The 17875-nt window shown below is 31.8% G+C and carries 13 protein-coding genes and 1 pseudogene; 7 read left to right on the top strand and 7 right to left on the bottom strand.

The genetic code is table 11. The annotated features are described in order from the left end of the window. Nucleotides 1-8: 8 nt before the first annotated feature. The 5 genes from B3M86_RS05150 to B3M86_RS05130 form a co-directional block, all read right to left on the bottom strand. A complete protein-coding gene (locus B3M86_RS05150) occupies nucleotides 9-2621 on the bottom strand; it encodes a gliding motility-associated C-terminal domain-containing protein (protein ID WP_286495368.1) in 2613 nt (870 codons plus the stop codon). A gap of 237 nt (nucleotides 2622-2858) precedes the next feature. Continuing rightward, on the bottom strand, nucleotides 2859-4526 hold the full coding sequence (gldG, locus tag B3M86_RS05145) for a gliding motility-associated ABC transporter substrate-binding protein GldG (RefSeq protein WP_244958008.1): 1668 nt from the start codon (nucleotides 4524-4526) through the stop codon (nucleotides 2859-2861). 4 nt (nucleotides 4527-4530) lie between these two features. Further along, the gene (locus tag B3M86_RS05140) at nucleotides 4531-5259 is read right to left on the bottom strand and encodes an ABC transporter permease subunit (protein WP_180905923.1); all 729 of its coding nucleotides are present in this window, start codon (nucleotides 5257-5259) and stop codon (nucleotides 4531-4533) included. A 1-nt stretch (nucleotide 5260) separates the two neighbouring features. Then, nucleotides 5261-5806: a CopD family protein gene (locus B3M86_RS05135; protein ID WP_038337072.1), complete on the bottom strand. Its 546-nt coding sequence runs from the start codon at nucleotides 5804-5806 to the stop codon at nucleotides 5261-5263. Nucleotides 5807-5846: 40 nt separating this feature from the next. Beyond that, on the bottom strand, nucleotides 5847-6689 hold the full coding sequence (locus B3M86_RS05130; protein WP_135835240.1) for an SAM hydrolase/SAM-dependent halogenase family protein: 843 nt from the start codon (nucleotides 6687-6689) through the stop codon (nucleotides 5847-5849). 76 nt (nucleotides 6690-6765) lie between these two features. On the opposite strand from B3M86_RS05130, the gene B3M86_RS05125 reads away from it, so the two are divergent. Continuing rightward, a complete protein-coding gene (locus B3M86_RS05125; RefSeq protein ID WP_038337083.1) occupies nucleotides 6766-7740 on the top strand; it encodes a PhoH family protein in 975 nt (324 codons plus the stop codon). A 68-nt stretch (nucleotides 7741-7808) separates the two neighbouring features. Here B3M86_RS05125 and B3M86_RS05120 read toward each other — a convergent pair whose 3' ends face one another. Next, complete coding sequence (locus tag B3M86_RS05120) at nucleotides 7809-7982, bottom strand: hypothetical protein (protein ID WP_180905924.1); 174 nt, start codon at nucleotides 7980-7982, stop codon at nucleotides 7809-7811. Nucleotides 7983-8187: 205 nt separating this feature from the next. Between B3M86_RS05120 and B3M86_RS05115 the strand changes: the two genes are divergently transcribed. Beyond that, nucleotides 8188-11100 (top strand): VIT domain-containing protein, encoded by a 2913-nt coding sequence (locus tag B3M86_RS05115; RefSeq protein ID WP_291075697.1) that lies wholly within the window; start codon nucleotides 8188-8190, stop codon nucleotides 11098-11100. A 79-nt stretch (nucleotides 11101-11179) separates the two neighbouring features. Here B3M86_RS05115 and B3M86_RS05110 read toward each other — a convergent pair whose 3' ends face one another. Beyond that, nucleotides 11180-12706: a YifB family Mg chelatase-like AAA ATPase gene (locus B3M86_RS05110; RefSeq protein WP_291075695.1), complete on the bottom strand. Its 1527-nt coding sequence runs from the start codon at nucleotides 12704-12706 to the stop codon at nucleotides 11180-11182. A 107-nt stretch (nucleotides 12707-12813) separates the two neighbouring features. Here B3M86_RS05110 and B3M86_RS05105 point away from each other — a divergent pair, with 107 nt between their 5' ends. The 5 genes and pseudogenes from B3M86_RS05105 to B3M86_RS13940 all read left to right on the top strand — a co-directional run. After that, nucleotides 12814-13287 carry a cytidine deaminase gene (locus B3M86_RS05105; RefSeq protein ID WP_038337075.1) on the top strand — a complete coding sequence of 158 codons (474 nt, stop codon included), beginning with the start codon at nucleotides 12814-12816 and terminating at the stop codon, nucleotides 13285-13287. 56 nt (nucleotides 13288-13343) lie between these two features. Then, nucleotides 13344-14348, top strand: coding sequence for a pyruvate dehydrogenase (acetyl-transferring) E1 component subunit alpha (gene pdhA / locus B3M86_RS05100; protein WP_125349669.1), 1005 nt, complete (start codon nucleotides 13344-13346; stop codon nucleotides 14346-14348). 5 nt (nucleotides 14349-14353) lie between these two features. Further along, the gene (locus B3M86_RS05095; RefSeq protein WP_125349668.1) at nucleotides 14354-15958 is read left to right on the top strand and encodes a pyruvate dehydrogenase complex dihydrolipoamide acetyltransferase; all 1605 of its coding nucleotides are present in this window, start codon (nucleotides 14354-14356) and stop codon (nucleotides 15956-15958) included. A gap of 103 nt (nucleotides 15959-16061) precedes the next feature. Beyond that, on the top strand, nucleotides 16062-17003 hold the full coding sequence (locus B3M86_RS05090) for a YihY/virulence factor BrkB family protein (RefSeq protein WP_038337079.1): 942 nt from the start codon (nucleotides 16062-16064) through the stop codon (nucleotides 17001-17003). A 506-nt stretch (nucleotides 17004-17509) separates the two neighbouring features. Beyond that, a pseudogene (locus B3M86_RS13940) lies at nucleotides 17510-17875 on the top strand (IS982 family transposase); the annotation flags it as partial.

The raw sequence follows: 17875 nt of genomic DNA, 5'->3' as shown, positions 1-17875 counted from the left end.
TTTTTTTGTTATTTATTTTTGAGTAAAATCCAGCCTTGTAATTTGTTTTTTGTTTCAGAATTTAGTTCATTCCATTCTAAATAATACCAATAAGTATCTGTTGGTAAGTTCATTCCGTTGGCTTGTTTTCCTTTCCAAATAAAATTATTTTCTCCATTGTCTTTGAATACAGTTTTTCCGAAACGATCAACGATTAAAACAGAAGATTTTTCTTTTAATTTAAGGAATGAAAAATCAATTTCGTCATTTTTTCCATCATTGTTTGGCGAGATGAAATTATAAAAATTGGGGATTTCAAATAATATCTCTTTAATACAACCTTCAGCAGTTTGTATTTCGATTTTATGTAAGCCTTTAGAAACATCAGTAAATGTGTTGGATGTCGTCCATTGTCCATTATCTATTCGGTATTTAATAGGTTGATTAGCATTAGTAACATTTACTGTAACTTCATTTTTTGTAATTTTTAATGATAGTTTAACTTTTTCACACGGATCAGGAGGTAGTAAAGTAGTAAATGAAATATTAGAACAAGATATTGCAGGACCAATATTATTAATTGCTATTACTCTTACATAATAAGTCATATTATAAGATAATGAAGTAGAAATAGTATATGTATCAACGTTACCTAAATTTATTTCCAAAATATCATTTCCATTTTGGGATGTTCCAATGATTAATTGATAGGAAGTGGCATTTGCGATTTTATTCCATTTAATTGTCGGATTTAATGAAACATTTGATTCTCCATTTGCAGGTAATGTTGCTGTTGTACAATTTGGAATGGTAGGTACATCCATTGTTTTAAATCTAAAAACAGGACAAGTTTCACGTTTCATTCCTATTAATGTATTTTCTGGGTGTATTTTTACATTATACCAAGTGTTGGGTGTTAAATCGTTTGCTATTTGAGAAAATGTAATAGTATTATTGCTTGGTGTGGAATTATCTAAAACATCAGTTTGAATTGTTGGATCACTCTGATTATCTTCTTGAATTATTAAATTATATTGATTAGCATTATTTATTTTTTCCCATTTAAGACTAGGTTTCAAAATAACATTTTCTTCATTATCATATGGAGATATAATATTTGGACAATCAGGAAAAAGTGTATTGATATCAAAAGTTAATTCATAAGCACCCATATCTACAGATAATCCATAATATCTATTTCTTTTGTCAATATCATGAAAAAGAGAAGTAGCACCTCCTGCGATTTGTTGAAATAAACGTTCACTTCCTGTATTGAAAGCTGGACTAGAAATTTGTAGAGTAAAATCAGAATTGTCATTTACAAATTTAGGATTTCCTCTAATGTTATTTGCGGTAGAGTAATCCTCTACAATATTATTTTGGATATCATTTGTAGCTGAATTATCATTTAATATTTCAGAAGAAATGTCTTTATTTAAGTTGCCTGTTCTCCCATTTATATAGAAAATACTATTATAGATGATATTTTTAGAATTTTGAGCATATACGATAGCAGAGTTAGAATTATTTACAATAGTTGCATTAGTAATCAGAAGATTTTTTTTGTTAAATATAGCACCAGCATAATTAGACGCTCTGTTATTATAGAATAAAGAGCTAATAATTTTAAAATCTGAATTACTTTCATTATAAATAGCTCCACCAATTATTGCTTTATTTCCAATGAAATGAATTCTATTTAGATAGTTTTTAGAGTTTGGTGTGCTATAAATAGCTCCACCATTTTTTCTACTTTCATTTTCTTTGAAATAAATAGCAGTTAAAGTTAGATTACTATTATTATTATAGATAGCTCCACCATTTTCTAAACTTATATTATTTTCAAAATTATAAACATCAGTACTCGAAGTATTATTACCAACAATTTGTTCAATTTTTACATTATCAAGATTTTTCAAATATAAAGCAGCACCATTTGAAGATGAAGAATTATTTTTAAAAGTGGTATTTTCTAAAGTTACTTTATTTACATTTTCTATATAAAAAGCACTACCATTATTTGTAGAATTGTTTATAGCCCTGTTGTCATTAAATTGGACAAAATCGGTTTTTATTTCATTTATATTATTTATATAAACTGAGCTTGTATTAGATAAATTGTTTTCTGCAAAAATAATATTTTCTAAATTCAATGTTAGATTAGGAGAATTAATAAAAGAAGCAGAAGAACCTTTTTCTGTTAATGATGTAGAATTAGCATTTTTAGAAGTGAAATTTTTTAATGTTACTTCTAAATTATTTTCAAACTTAAACAGCTTTGTTGCATTTTGACCATTAATAACCGATGTTGTTTCATTACCAGTTCTTTCTAACCAACCACCTGTTTCTGGATCAATTTCATATATATAACCACCTGTTATTTCAACTTTAAAAAAACCGCGAAAATCAATAACATTCCTAGCAGAGAAATTACCTTGATATAATTTTATTGAAATGTTTGTATTTCTATTAGTTATTGAATTTATGTTATTAGTTAAATTTTCATATGAGATAGCATTATTCCAATTAGCTCCAGAGCCATTTCCAGTAGAAGTTTCTTTTACGTGAATTTGACTATATAATAAAATAGGAATTGTAAAGGTTAGTAATAAGGTTAAAATAAATTTATATAGATTGTTCATTAAATTTTAATTCATATTAGTGTGAATTAAAAATAGGTAATTCTTTTATTTAAAACTAAAAAAAACTCAAGTTATTTACTTGAGGTTTTTTTAATTTTGGGCAATCCCTTCGGGCGGGCTTTTCGTTGCAATCTTTTTCTCAAACTTCGACTTCGTTTAGTTATCAAAAAAGGATTTCCACTTCAATCCCTATTGCATTTTATTAATTTCTAAACTCGAGCTTCGAAATTCGTTTTTTTAAGAATATCTTTTCTTTCTAATCCAAAATCCAATTCCAGCTAATAAAGCAATAATAGCAGTTGGAACAAGTAGATTAATCATTTGCCAAGTAGATTTTTCTTGTAAAACAGTTGTTTCGCTCAACAAAGGAATCTCTAATTTACGATTACGTAGAGCCAAGAAATCAGAATCACCTAATAAATAATCCATCGCATTCATTACAAATGTTTGGTTGGCGTATGTTTTCGGTTTTCCGTCTGGATTATCTGGACGAACCGAAAATTTATTTTCTCCTAATTGCATCGGAATTCCTCTCCACAAAGCATTTTTCAAAACATCTCCGTCCGAAATAACGATCATTTTTCCGTCAGTAGTTTTCGGTTTGAAATTCGGAAATTCTTTACGTTCGTAACGCGAAGCATAAGCCGAATTGAAATTACCTTCTAACAAAACTGCCATCGGAATTTTTCCCATTTTATATTCTTCAGGATTCTCGATTTCAACTTCGTTTAATTGAATATAATTTAAAGCAGGTTTCAAACTTGATTGTTCAGAAGAACTCAATAAAACCGTTTGCTTAATATTTGGATTTTTTAGTAATTCGATTGGATTTGCAAATTGGAATAAAACAGGATCGATTGAACTTGTAATTGGGTTTTCTTCTCCTTTAATTCCTAACTCAAAATAAGGCCAATTGTAATAATTGTAACTTGTATTTCCTGCCGTTTCACCATCAGCCAAAACAATTTGCGCCCCATTCATATCCTTTATAACAGCCGGATGAATGCGAACACCATAATTGAATAAGAAATCATTTAACTTCAAATCTCTTGGAAAAGCAACGATTTTTCCACTTCGGAAAATAGAATCCATTTCAGCATCGACAGTTTCCACAGCCATCATCATTTTTCCACCATTCATGATATATTGATCCAAAACCAATTTATCCATATCAGAAAAAGGTAATGTAGGTTTTGCGATAATTAACGCATCAAAACGTTTCAAACTATCCAAATCAGAAGGTTGTAAAGTAAACGATTTGTTTGCAATTGGATTAAGGTAGATCTCAACATCATATTTTTCTGACAAAGCAGAACCTAATCCTTGAATATTAGCTTCTGGTAATTCGTCATGATGAACGATAAAACCAACTCTTTTGCGCTCAAAATTGGTTGCTTTCTGAATTTTTTCGGCAAATAAATATTCTAATTTTTCTGTTGAAGCCAACGCTAATTTATCAAATGGAGTAGAAGGGTCATTGACCAAAACCTCCATATAAGTCGATTTGTCGCCGTAAGTTAATTTTGCGTACGGATAAACATTCAAAATTCCTTTGTCGGTTTTAATCGGAACTGGAGTCAATTTATTTTGCTCTAATTCGGCTTGTCCTAAATCGACAGGATCAATAAAAGAATAAGAAATATTGCTATTTTTTTCGCGAAGTTCGTCTAATAAAAACTGAATTTCGTTTTTCAAAATTCTGTAATCGCCCGTTAAATCTCCACCCAAAAGAATTTCAATTTTAAGCGGTTGTTTTACATTTTCTACTAACTTTTCTGTTGTAGAAGTTAACGTAAAACGTTTGTCTTTCGTCATGTCAATTCGTGTGTAAACAAATTGAGCGATGATAAAAAGCGCGATAAATGCGATGAAAGTAATTAGATGTTTTTTGTTTAATTTTTTCATGGCACTATTTTTTATTTTCAAGATTAACGATTGAAATTTGATTTAAAATTCCAATCAAAATCAAAAAGTAAAGTAAATCTCGTGTGTCAATAATTCCTTTCAAAAACTGGTTGTAATGTGTAAAACTTCCAATTTTTTGAACATAGAAATCCATCGAACCAAGTAAATTATAAGACGCTAAACTTTCGAATCCATAAAAAATAATGAAGCAAAAGAAAACCGCCAAAACATAAGCCATTACTTGATTCTTGGTAATAGAAGAGGTAAATAAACCAATTGCGGCGAATAAGTTTCCTAAAAAGAAAAGTCCTAAATAGCCAGAAAAAATTGTTCCGTAATCTAATTCTTGTTCAGGCATCAAAAATTCTTGCAACGTAATGATGAACAAGAAAGTTGAAAGCAGACAAAAAACGACAACTGAAACGACTGCTAAATATTTGCCCCAAATAATTTGGTTATTTTTTATAGGTAGTGTAAATAACCACAATAATGTGCCGTTTGCTTGCTCTTCCGCGATTAATTTCATCGTTAAAGCTGGAATCATGAATAGAAAAATCCAAGGTCCGACAAAGAAAAAACTATTTAAAGTTGCATTTCCCGTATTGAAAACATTGAATTCGTTATCAAAAAACCAAAGGAACAAAACCGAAACGATAACAAATGTCGCGGTTGCTAAATAGGCGGTGAAGCCTAAATAAAAATTGGAAAACTCTTTTTTGAAGATCGTCCACATGTTATTTTTTATTATTACGATTAATTAAACGTACAATAAGCATAAGTAGTATACCACAACCAAAGAAACTGACAATTGACCAATACCAATCTCGACCAAAATCTGTTTTTTGAATCACAGCAAACACGATAACAAATAATAAAATTGTTGCCAATTCGTTCATCATTCGCAGTTGAACAGAAGTGTATTTGAAAACTTTATTTTGAATTTGTTTCAACGTTCGCCAGCACCAAAAATGATAAATTAATAAAACACTTATCATTCCCAATTTACTTTTCATCCAAGGCATATGCAGCAAACCTTGATTTTTGTAAAGCATATTCAATCCCATTGTAATCAAAATAACCAAAGCAGGAGCGGTAATTACATTCCATAATTTTTTCTCCATGTAGGTATATTGATCCTGCAAAATTGATTTTTTTGGTTCTTCCATTTGTTGCGTTTCTGTATGATAAATCATTAAACGAACAATGTAAAATAAACCAGCAAAGTAACTTACCACGAAGATAACGTGTATTGCTTTGTATATTAAATAATTATAAGTCATATAGTTATTGTAAACTCTCTAATACTAAATTTTCTCAGCGTTAATTTTCAAATTCAATTGTAATTGTATCGTTTTTCTTCAATCCCATTAACTGATTCGCACCTCCTGATATCGTTGGATTACTTTTGTATAAAGTAACTTCTAAGAATCCTGCCGAATTAAACAAACACAATGTTCGCCCAAAAGCTTGCACTTCTTTGTTAAAATCTTGTACAACTTCGTTGTAATGCTCATAAATAACAGTAATATCGGTCATCGAGAAATCTTTTTGACGAAGCAAAATTTTATATTTTCTGTCTTGTGCAATTTCATCGAAAAAATCTTTTGAAATATTACTTACAACATTCCCAAAATGATCAATATAAATCACATTTCCTATGATATATTTATCATCGCGATAAATTGGTTTCAACTCATTCAATTGTTTCATTTCTGTACGTTTGTTCCCTAAAAGAGCCGGAACTCCGCCACGCGCCAAGTGACATGCAACTGGCACAAAACAATTTTTCATTGGAAATAGACTGTCTATTCCTTCTGGATAAGCAGTGATTTCGTAAATTTCTTCTGGTTGATTTTTTTGACAAATCAAGGATAAAATTCCATTATCTGCACAAATAAAATAATGATGATTGATTAATGCACAAATTGGCTTTTGATAAGGCGTACTTAAGGCATTAATCCCAATAATATGTATAGTTCCTTCAGGAAATTCTTCGTAAGAATTACGAATGATATAGGCAGCTTCAGATAAATCATAAGGATTAACATGATGCGAAATATCTACAATTGTAACATCGGCCAATTCCTTTAGAATTGCGCCTTTAACGCTAGAAACAAAGTAATCTTTGACTCCAAAATCCGATGTTAATGTAATAATTGCCACTATTCTCTAATAATTAGCAAATATATTGTTTATTATTCTTTATTTTTGTGTAAGTGAACCAAAAAAACAATCTCATTTGACAGAAATTAATATTGAATTAGCCGAAATTAATGCTCAAGATTTTTATGGTGCTAATAATGAACATCTAAAAAGAATCAAAGAATATTATCCAAAATTAAAGATTGTTGCTCGCGGAAGAGAGTTGACAGTATTTGGAAATGAAGATGTTCTGAAAGTATTTGACCAAAAAATGCAAAGAGTAATTCAGCATATTCACAAATACAATCGACTATCTGATCGCGAACTCGAAATCATTATGACCGAAGATAATAATGAAATGCTTCAAATGAAAAAAGAAGACGAAATTATTGTACACGGTGTAAATGGTAAAATCATCAAACCTCAAACGCCTAATCAACAAAAGCTGGTACAAACTGTTTACAACAAAGATATGGTCTTTGCAATTGGACCTGCTGGTACGGGAAAAACCTATACGGCTGTTGCATTGGCGGTACAAGCGTTGAAGAACAAAGAAGTTCGCCGAATTATTATGACGCGTCCTGCTGTAGAAGCTGGAGAAAATTTAGGTTTTTTACCAGGTGATATGAAAGATAAATTAGATCCATATTTACAACCTTTGTACGATGCGTTGAAAGATATGATTCCGTTCGAGAAGCTTTCGTCTTATACAGAAAAAGGAGTGATAGAAGTTGCGCCTTTAGCATTTATGCGTGGTCGAACGTTGGACGGAGCTTTTGTAATTCTTGATGAAGCACAAAATACAACGTATGCCCAGATGAAAATGTTTTTGACGCGTATGGGAAAAAATTCTAAATTTATTATCACAGGAGATCCTGGTCAGGTCGATTTACCACCAAAACAAAAATCTGGTTTACGTGAAGCGATTAATATATTGAAAGATGTAAAAGATATCGGATTTATTTATTTGGATGATAAAGATGTTGTTCGACACAAGATTGTTCGCGAAGTCTTGAAAGCTTACAAAGTGAGTGAAGATAAAGAGCGAGAGAAAATAGATATAAAAAAGTAAATCAAAAAGCCAATTGTTTCTAAGAGCAATTGGCTTTTCGATTTAATATTTATGGCAGAATATTAAATTTATTCTTTTAGTGGATTAGTTTTTAAAGTAAAACCTAAAATGTTAAACGCTAATCCTATTGGCAAAATCATTCCTGCAATTAAGCTCATTCTATTAGAATCAGAAAATTCTAAGATTAATAAAATTGAAGTTAATATTAAAACTAATCCCGTTATATATAATATGTTTTTCATTTTATTATAAATTGTAATTCAATCAAATATAATGATTTATTTCTAATTTTTGTAAAAAATATTCAATTCTAAAATCAAGTAAATGTCATTCCAACAAAAGGGGAAATCTAAAATAAACTTATAACTAACAACTCAACACTTAAAACTTTTTCACATCAACCAACCTTTTTGTAATTTGTTGCATCTAACTTACAAATCAAACAATATGAAAAAGTTATTTTCTTTTTTCTTCGTTTTTGTTGGAATGTTTTTTTCTACAAAAATAAATGCGCAAGATATTCGAATCGGATTTCCGCGTATCGAAATCGGTGAACGCCCAGACGAAAATTCTGTGAGTTTGCAATCGATGGATGTACAAATTGAGATTTTTGGAAATTTAGCCAAAACGACAACAACTTTAGTTTTTATGAATTCGTCAAGTCGAAATCTCGAAGGGAATTTAGTTTTTCCTTTGCCCGAAAACACGACGGTTAATGGATATGCAATTGATATTAATGGAAAATTGCGAAATGCAGTTCCCGTTACAAAAGCGCGTGCGGTTGAGGTTTTTGAAAGTATTCAGAAGCAAAATGTCGATCCTGGAATTATCGAAAAAGTAGAAGGAAATAATTTCCGAACTCGAATTTCTCCGATTCCAGCAAAAGGTTCGCGTACGATTCAGTTGTCATATTACCAAGAATTGAAATTGGATAAATCGTCGTATCAATATCATTTGCCATTAGATTCTTCGAAGAAGATTGCGAAGTTTAATTTGACAACAAAAGTGTACAATGCTGCTGAAAAACCGCAATTAATTGAAACGCCAGATGGCTCGTTCAATTTTTCTGAAAATAGTAATATATATGAAGCAAATTTGTCGAAAACAGATTTTACACCTAAAAAATCATTAATTATTAATCTTCCAAAATCGCCGAATAATGTAGAATCTTTTGTTCAGAAAAATGTAGATGGTTCGGTTTATTTTTATGCGAATTTATTGGTTGATGCAAAATCTCAACCAAAAGTTTGGTCAAAAAATATCGGAATAATTTGGGATAATTCGTTAAGTGGTTTGAAACGAAATCATCAAAAAGAATTAGAATTTTTAGATAAAATTATTTCTCAACAAAAAAATCTAAATATTGAAGTTTCGTTGTTGAATATTTCTTTGGAAAAATCGAGATTGTTTCAAATTAAAAATGGTGATTGGTCTGAATTGAAAAAATATTTGGAAAATGTGACATATGATGGAGGAACAAATTATGCAAAAATTCTTCCAACAAATCTGAAAGCAGACGAATATCTTTTGTTTTCTGATGGAATTTCATCTTTTGGCTCGAATATTTTTAATATCGATAAATCTTTCTATACAATTGCGTCTTCGCCGACTTCTAATTATGGTGTTTTGAAAATGATTGCGCAAAAAGCTGGTGGAAAATTTATCAATCTAAATGAAAATTCTGTAGAAAATGCGTTCAAACAAATCAATGAAAGTTCGGTTCAATTCTTAGGAATTATCAATAATACAGCAGGAGAAGTTTATCCAATTTCGACAAATGATGTGAACAATGGAATTTCGATTGCGGGAATTTCTCAGTATCCAAATGCAAAATTAACGATGATGTTTGGACGAAATGGAAAAGTGGAATTCAACAAAGAATTGGATTTGAGTAAATCAACTCAAAATCTTGAAATTAGTAAAATTTGGGCGCAAAGCAAAGTGAATTATTTGGAATTGAATCCAGAGCAAAATAAAACTGAAATTGAAGAAATTGGGAAACAATTTTCGATTGTAACATCGAATACAAGTTTGATTGTTTTGGAAAATGTTTCGGATTATGTAAAGTATAAAATCAATCCACCAGCGGAATTGCAAAATGAATTTAATAAATTATCGAAACAAGGTTTTGAACAAAAAGAAACTCGAAAAGCTGATTTGTTGAAAAATGCAATTGTGAAAGCAAAGGAATTGAAAGAGTGGTGGAAGAAAGATTTTAAATATGTAAAACCAAAATATCCAAAGCCTGTTACGGATTCTATAACTTATTTAGAAGAGACTGCGCAAGTGAATATGGTAATGCCAGAACCAAGAGCTATGGCTGCAATGGAAGTTAGAACTGAAGGAAGTCCAACTACAACATCTAATATGAGAATTAGAGGAGCGTCAAGTTTGAATAATTCTGTTGATAAAAAAATGAAGGATGAATCATCAGCTTCGGTTCCAGAAATTAAAATAGTCAATGTAAAATCGGATAAACAATACATGAAGTTGATAGAAGCGTCTAAAAATCCATATCAAACTTATTTAGATTTGAGAAAAGATTATGCCGAAACACCTGCGTATTATTTTGATGTGGCAACATTTTTCTTTCAGAAAAAAGAAAAAGAAACTGGTCTTAAAATTTTAAGCTCGATTGCAGATTTAGGTTTGGAAGATGCTGAATTGTATAAAATGTTAGCGTACAAATTGAAAGAAATTGAGGAGTATCAAACAGAATTATTTATCACGAAAAAAGTATTAGATTGGCGACCTTTTGATGCGCAAAGTTATAGAGATTATGCGTTGTCGTTACAAGATAATGAGCAATATCAATCGGCTTTAGAGCATTTATATAAAGTATTGACCAACGATTATTTGATAGAAATTGCTAATCGTGATCGAGATATTACGGAGATTATTGTTCCTGAAGTTAATAATTTGATTTCGCTTCATCGAAAAGAATTGAATTTATCGAAAATTAATAAAGATATCATTGTTGATATTCCGGTTGATATTCGTGTGGTGATGAATTGGAATAAAGATATGACCGATATTGATTTGTGGGTGACGGATCCAAATGGCGAGAAATGTTTTTACGGACATCGTACAACTGCGATTGGTGGACGAATGAGTGAGGATGTGACGCAAGGTTTCGGACCAGAACAATTTATGTTAAAAAAAGCGATCAAAGGAAAATATAAAATAGAAACGAATTTTTTCGGAGAAAGACAAATGAGTATTTCAGGGCCAACAACTATTTCGGCAGAGATTTACTTGATGTATAGCTCAGGAAAACAAGTGAAGAAAATGATTACTTTCCAGAATAACAAGCCAAATTCTGGCGGCGAAGGAATTTTGGTTGGTGAATTTGAATTTTAGTAAATGGAAAAGGAATCTTGAAAGAGATTCCTTTTTTTTGCATAACGCATAATTCATCATTCATCATTAATAATTAAACTCACATCCACTGATTTCGATCCAAACTTCTATACTGAATAGCTTCACTAATATGTTTTGAAAGAATAGTTTCAGAATTATCTAAATCTGCAATTGTTCGTCCAACCCTAATAATTCGATCATACGCACGAGCAGAAAGATTTAATTTTTCCATAACAACTTTGATTAAATGCTTCGAATGATCATCTAAATCACAAAAAGTATCCAACTCTTTTGGTCCCATTTGCGAGTTGTAATGGACTTTTGTATTTTCAAATCGTTTGGTCTGGATATTTCTTGCATTAATGACACGTTCACGAATCACAGCACTTTTTTCGCCACGACGTTCTTGCGACAAATCATCAAACGGAACAGGATTCACTTCGATATGTAAATCAATTCGGTCCAAAAATGGTCCAGAAATTTTATTCATATAACGTTGCATTTCCGCTAAAGAGGAAGTGTTGTTTGGATCATCCATAAAATAACCGCTCGGACTTGGATTCATAGAAGCTACTAACATAAAACTCGCAGGATAATTCACAGTGAATTTTGCCCTCGAAATTGTGACTTCTCGATCTTCCAAAGGTTGACGCATAACTTCTAAAACAGTTCGCTTAAATTCGGGTAATTCATCCAAAAACAAAACACCATTATGCGCCAAAGAAATTTCTCCAGGTTGTGGATAAGAACCACCGCCGACTAAGGCGACATCCGATATAGAATGATGTGGACTAGAAAAAGGACGACTTACAATTAATGATTTGTTAGATAATTTTCCAGCAACGCTATGAATTTTTGTTGTTTCGAGCGCTTCTTGTACGGTCATTTTCGGAAGAATTGAAGCAATTCGTTTGGCTAACATTGTTTTTCCACTTCCTGGAGGACCGATCAAAATAATGTTATGTCCTCCTGCAGCAGCGATTTCCATCGCACGTTTTACATTTTCTTGACCTTTTACATCAGCAAAATCGAAAGGATAATTATTCATTTCACTAAAAAAATAATCATCTAAATTAACTTGATGAGGTTGTAAAATGATTTCTTCGTTAAAATAATCAACAACTTCTCTGATGTTATTAACCGCAAAAACATCGATTCCTTCTACAACAGCTGCTTCGTCTGCATTTTGTTTGGGTAAAATAATTCCTTCGAAACCTTCTTCTTTTGCTTGTATTGCAATCGGCAATGCACCTTTTATAGGTCGAAGTGAACCATCTAGCGATAATTCGCCCATCATTATAAATTTATGGAGTTGTTCAGAATTTACTTGCTCCGAAGCTGCTAAAATTCCAATTGCGATTGGTAAATCATAGGCAGAACCTTCTTTTTGTAAATCTGCTGGCGCCATATTAATCGTGATTTTTTTACCAGGTAATTTCAAATTAGAATTTTTTAGTGCAGCATTTATCCTAAAATTACTTTCTTTTATTGCGCTATCGGGCAAACCAACCAAATGATACCCGACACCTTGATCAATATTAACTTCCACAATAATTGTTTTTGCGGAAACTCCGAAAATAGCACTTGCAAAAATTTTCACTAACATAAAATATTTTTTTATAAATTTACTTCCTTTTTCTATTGAATAAAATAGCTGAGAGGATTTAAGTATTTAATAATTAATTAAATAATACACTTTGGTGTAAATTCTATATGAAAAAAGAAAAATATTCTTTTGAATTTGAACGATTCGAGAGTAAATCTGAGCTTGCAGCAGAACAAAAAAAAGTAGTAGAAGAGGCTTATGATATTTCGTTGAATGCATATGCGCCTTATTCTAATTTCAATGTTGGTGCATCTGTTCAATTAGAAAATGGAGAAATTTTTTCGAGTTCAAATCAAGAAAATGCTTCGTATCCAGTCGGAACTTGTGCCGAAAGAGGTTTATTGGCTTATGTAAATGCAAACTTCCCAAATATTAAGATTGAAAAATTGGCTGTTTCTACGCCAAATGTCAATTATCCATTGCCTCCATGCGGGATGTGTCGACAATATATTTTAGAGATTGAAAAGAAACAATCGCAACCAATCGAAATTATTTTATCTGGAAAAGAAGGTGATGTTTTGGTGATAAATTCTGCTAAAGATTTGCTTCCATTACATTTTACTGACGAATTTTTAGGGTAGCAATTTTGTACACTAAATAGATTAGTTTAAATTTGTTCCAACGGAATTGTGCAATTATGGAAAAATTAACGCAAGAAACGTACCTACAATGGTATCGTGATATGACTTTTTGGCGTCGCTTCGAAGATAAGTGTCGTTCATTATATTTAAAGCAAAAAATTAGAGGTTTCTTACATTTATACAATGGTCAAGAAGCTTTACCAGCCGGTTTTATTCATGCAATGAAACCTGGTGTAGATCATGTGATTACTGCTTATCGTTGTCACGTTTGGCCTATGGCTTTGGGTGTAGACCCAAAACGTATTTTGGCTGAATTATGTGGTAAAGAAACAGGAACTTCTCATGGTTTAGGAGGATCTATGCACGTTTTCAGTAAAGAGCATAATTTTTATGGTGGACACGGAATCGTTGGTGGGCAAATTCCATTAGGAGCAGGAATCGCTTTTGGTGATAAATTCTTTAATCGCGATGGTGTTACAATCTGTTTAATGGGAGATGGCGCAACTCGTCAAGGTACATTACATGAAACATTTAACATGGCGATGAACTGGAAATTACCAGTTGTTTTTGTTTGCGAAAACAATCAATACGCTATGGGAACTTCTGTTTCTCGTACTGCTAACCACGAAGATATTTGGAAATTAGGTTTAGGATACGAAATGCCTTGTATGCCTGTAGATGGTATGGATCCTGTAAAAGTTGCAGAAGCAGCTTACGAAGCTATTGAAAGAGCGCGTCGTGGAGATGGACCAACTTTCTTAGATGTACGTACATATCGTTATAGAGGTCACTCTATGTCTGATGCTGAGCCTTATCGTACAAAAGAAGAGGTGGAAGAGTACAAACAAGAAGATCCAATCTTGAATGTTGAGAATCATATCTTAGTAAACAATTGGGCAACTAAAGAACAATTAGATGCAATTATTGATGAAGTAAAAGTGATGGTAGAAGAATGTGCAGAATTTGCAGAAAACTCTAACTATCCAGAAGAACACGTAATGTATGATTATATCTATTCAGAAGAAAATTATCCATTCTTAGATAAAATCGAAAACAACTAAAAACCATGGCAGAAATTATTACAATGCCTCGCTTAAGCGATACAATGGAAGAAGGAACTGTTGTAAAATGGCACAAAAATGTAGGAGATAAAATTGCTGAGGGTGATATCTTAGCAGAAATCGAAACAGATAAAGCAATCCAAGAATTCGAATCAGAATTTGATGGAGTATTATTATATCAAGGTGTTGCAGAAGGAGTGTCAACAAATGTTGATGAAGTTTTAGCAATCATCGGAAATGAAGGAGAAGATATTTCAGGTTTAATCGGGGGTGGAGCAAAAGTTACGACTGAAGTTAAAGAAGAAAAATCAACTCCCAGCGAAACAAAAACAGAAGAAGCAAAACCTGTTGCAGAAATTCCTGCAAATGTGGAAGTAATTACAATGCCTCGTCTTTCTGATACAATGGAAGAAGGAACTGTAGTTGTTTGGCACAAAAATGTTGGAGATCAAGTTGCGGAAGGTGATATTTTAGCAGAAATTGAAACAGATAAAGCAGTGCAAGAATTCGAATCAGAATTTGATGGTGTTTTATTATATCAAGGAGCTAAAGTGAACGAGCCTGCACCAGTAGATTCTGTTTTAGCAATTATTGGTGAAGCTGGTACTGACGTTTCTGCAATTGTAGCAAACGGAGGTAAAGTTGCTGCACCAGCAGTTTCTACAGAAGTTGTTGATGACGAAAAACCAGTAGTTGTACAATTAGATGTAAATAATAAGGTTGAAGAAACTTCTTCTTCTGATCGTATTTTTGCATCGCCATTAGCAAAAACAATTGCAAAAGATAAAGGAATTAATTTAGCAGAGGTGAAAGGTTCTGGTGATAATGGACGTATCGTGAAAAAAGATATCGAAAATTATCAACCATCTGCTCAACCAAAAGCGGAAGCAAAATCTGAATCAGTTAAACCAGCTCAAACTTTTGTTTCTGGAGAAGATAAAGTGATTCCAAATTCTCAAATGAGAAAAGTTATCGCTAAACGTTTGGCTGAATCTAAATTTACAGCTCCTCATTATTACTTAAATGTAGAGTTGGATATGGATAATGCGATTGCTGCGCGCAAACAATTAAACTCAGTGCCTGATACGAAAATTTCATTCAACGATATGATTGTGAAAGCATGTGCAATGGCTTTACGCAAACATCCAGCTGTTAATTCTACTTGGACAGATACAGAAATTATTCAACATGGAGATATCAATATCGGTGTGGCAGTTGCTGTAGAAGATGGTTTATTGGTTCCTGTTGTTAAAAATACAGATCAAAAATCATTTGCTCAAATTTCTGCTGAGGTCAAAGATTATGCAGGTCGTGCAAGAGATCGCAAATTAAAAGCAGATGAAATGGAAAAATCAACATTCTCTGTTTCAAACTTAGGTATGTTTGGAATCGAATCATTCACATCGATTATCAATCAACCAAACTCTTGTATCCTATCAGTTGGTTCAATTATTCAAAAACCAGTTGTAAAAGACGGACAAGTTGTAGTTGGTAACACAATGAAATTATCTTTAGCTTGTGATCACAGAACAGTAGACGGAGCAACAGGTGCACAATTCTTACAAACATTAAGAATGTACATCGAAAATCCTGTTACAATGTTAGTGTAAGCTAAGATTTAATATATTTTTTTAAAGACCATTCATCGAATGGTCTTTTTTTTGTTATAGATTTTATGAATTTGTATCTTTAATCTCTAAAGTAATTAATTTAATGAAGCAACTAAAATTCTACTTTAATATTTTAAAACAGACAATTGTTGAATTTGGTGAGGACCGAATTATGAAATTGAGCGCTTCGTTAACTTATTACGCATTGTTTTCACTTTCACCATTAATTCTGATTGTAATTTCCAGTGCAAGTTTATTCTTTAAGAAAGATGCTATCGAAAACCGAATGTTTTATGAGCTTAAAAATATTGTTGGTCCAGATGTCGCTTTAGCTGTACAAAATTTTGTTACAAATTCTACCATTTCAGGAGATAGTTCGCTTGCTTTATATATAGGTATCGGAATTTTGATTTTTGGTTCTACAACAATGTTCACCGATATGCAAGATAGTCTCAATCTTATTTGGCGTGTCGAAGCAGTTCCTCGTAGAGCTTGGTTGAAATTTGTAATAAATAGAGGGCTTTCATTTTTGATTATCCTTTCATTAGGAATAGTTTTAATAGCAACAGTAATATTAAATAGTATATTAATGAGTTTTGGAGAAGAAATTTTCAGTCTTTTCGAACTCGATACCATTATGACGAAGACCACAGTTATTCTTCTTAATAATACATTGAGTATTTCAATCTCGATTTTGATATTTTATATTCTCTTCAAGATTCTTCCCGATGCACGTATCAAAGCAAAACAAGCTTTTGTAGGAGCGTTTTTTACGGCGATTCTATTCTTTATTGCAAAATATTTAATTGGTATTTATATCGCAAACTCCAAATATTCTACCATTTTTGGATCGGCAGGTTCGTTGGTTATTCTTTTGTTGTGGATTTATTATGTTGCAACAATTCTATATTTCGGCGCAAAATTCACAAAAGTATTTGCCGAAGCCAAAGGTTACCCTATTATTCCAAAACGAAATGCGAAGCTCAGAAAAGTATCGTTTATTGATTATCAACTCGATAAAAAAGATTATGAAAGTATAGATTAGTTACTAATTTATTTCGCTTCTCGAAACCTCTCCCGAGCCCATAACCCAAAAGTAGCCGCTGCCTATTTGTTTGATTCAGCAAATATTCACCGCCTAATCATTTCATACAGTGAAAATACAAAACTCGAGTGTAATGATTCACCATTTTTTTTCAACTCGAACTGTCAACAAAATTAAAACTCTTGAAAAACAATTGTACTTTTCGTCAGTTCGAGTGAAAATCTCTGATTTTAGTATCGGGAACTTAGACGAATTGCTGTCAACTTTCAACCGTCCAAAAAAAGTATTGTATACACTCTACTGCCACTATGTTGCCTTCATCCTGCCTTAAAGTAGGGAGTAAGCTGCAATTACGAATTGAGGATATGGCTGATTTTTTACAAAACTTAAATCAAAATTATGATTAAAAATATTAGTTTTACCCGTTGTGCATTTTGATTACTAAATAATAAAGTTGTTCATTTGATTGAAAATCAGTAAATTGTTTTAAGCACAAAACATTTACAATGAACAACTTACTTACAAATTATGAAAGAATATTATAAGTTCTACGAAAATATCCACAGATACACTTTTAATTTATCAACGTAGAAGACCTAAACTTTTTGATTTATAACTCATAAATCTTGTCTTAACAGCTAAATTTATGGGTATTGATAGTGAAAATCATTTATTTCGAAATCTTCCTAAAGCGCTAAGTTGTAAAATTGAGCGTAGTATTTANNAAAATTGTTTTATCGTTGATATTATGCCGTTGGAAGTTTGTGAAATAACAAGAATTAATCACTCTAAATTTTGCAAAGAGCATCAGTTTTGTGCACCAAATAGAGGTTTTAGTGCTTCTCAGCAATTGTCTTTTTATGGCTATAAAC

This window comes from Empedobacter sp. UBA6305 (assembly GCF_002440405.1).
In the GTDB taxonomy this organism is placed as follows: domain Bacteria; phylum Bacteroidota; class Bacteroidia; order Flavobacteriales; family Weeksellaceae; genus Empedobacter; species Empedobacter falsenii_B.
The sequence above is the reverse complement of the archived record's forward strand: the minus strand, read 5'-3'. Positions and strand labels throughout refer to the sequence as shown.

Coding starts and splice junctions, on each gene's coding strand:
- B3M86_RS05150 (WP_286495368.1), bottom strand. CDS start 2,621: ATGAACAATCTATATAAATTTATTTTAACCTTATTACTAACCTTTACA.
- gldG (WP_244958008.1), bottom strand. CDS start 4,526: ATGAAAAAATTAAACAAAAAACATCTAATTACTTTCATCGCATTTATC.
- B3M86_RS05140 (WP_180905923.1), bottom strand. CDS start 5,259: ATGTGGACGATCTTCAAAAAAGAGTTTTCCAATTTTTATTTAGGCTTC.
- B3M86_RS05135 (WP_038337072.1), bottom strand. CDS start 5,806: ATGACTTATAATTATTTAATATACAAAGCAATACACGTTATCTTCGTG.
- B3M86_RS05120 (WP_180905924.1), bottom strand. CDS start 7,982: ATGAAAAACATATTATATATAACGGGATTAGTTTTAATATTAACTTCA.
- B3M86_RS05115 (WP_291075697.1), top strand. CDS start 8,188: ATGAAAAAGTTATTTTCTTTTTTCTTCGTTTTTGTTGGAATGTTTTTT.
- B3M86_RS05110 (WP_291075695.1), bottom strand. CDS start 12,706: ATGTTAGTGAAAATTTTTGCAAGTGCTATTTTCGGAGTTTCCGCAAAA.
- B3M86_RS05105 (WP_038337075.1), top strand. CDS start 12,814: ATGAAAAAAGAAAAATATTCTTTTGAATTTGAACGATTCGAGAGTAAA.
- pdhA (WP_125349669.1), top strand. CDS start 13,344: ATGGAAAAATTAACGCAAGAAACGTACCTACAATGGTATCGTGATATG.
- B3M86_RS05095 (WP_125349668.1), top strand. CDS start 14,354: ATGGCAGAAATTATTACAATGCCTCGCTTAAGCGATACAATGGAAGAA.
- B3M86_RS05090 (WP_038337079.1), top strand. CDS start 16,062: ATGAAGCAACTAAAATTCTACTTTAATATTTTAAAACAGACAATTGTT.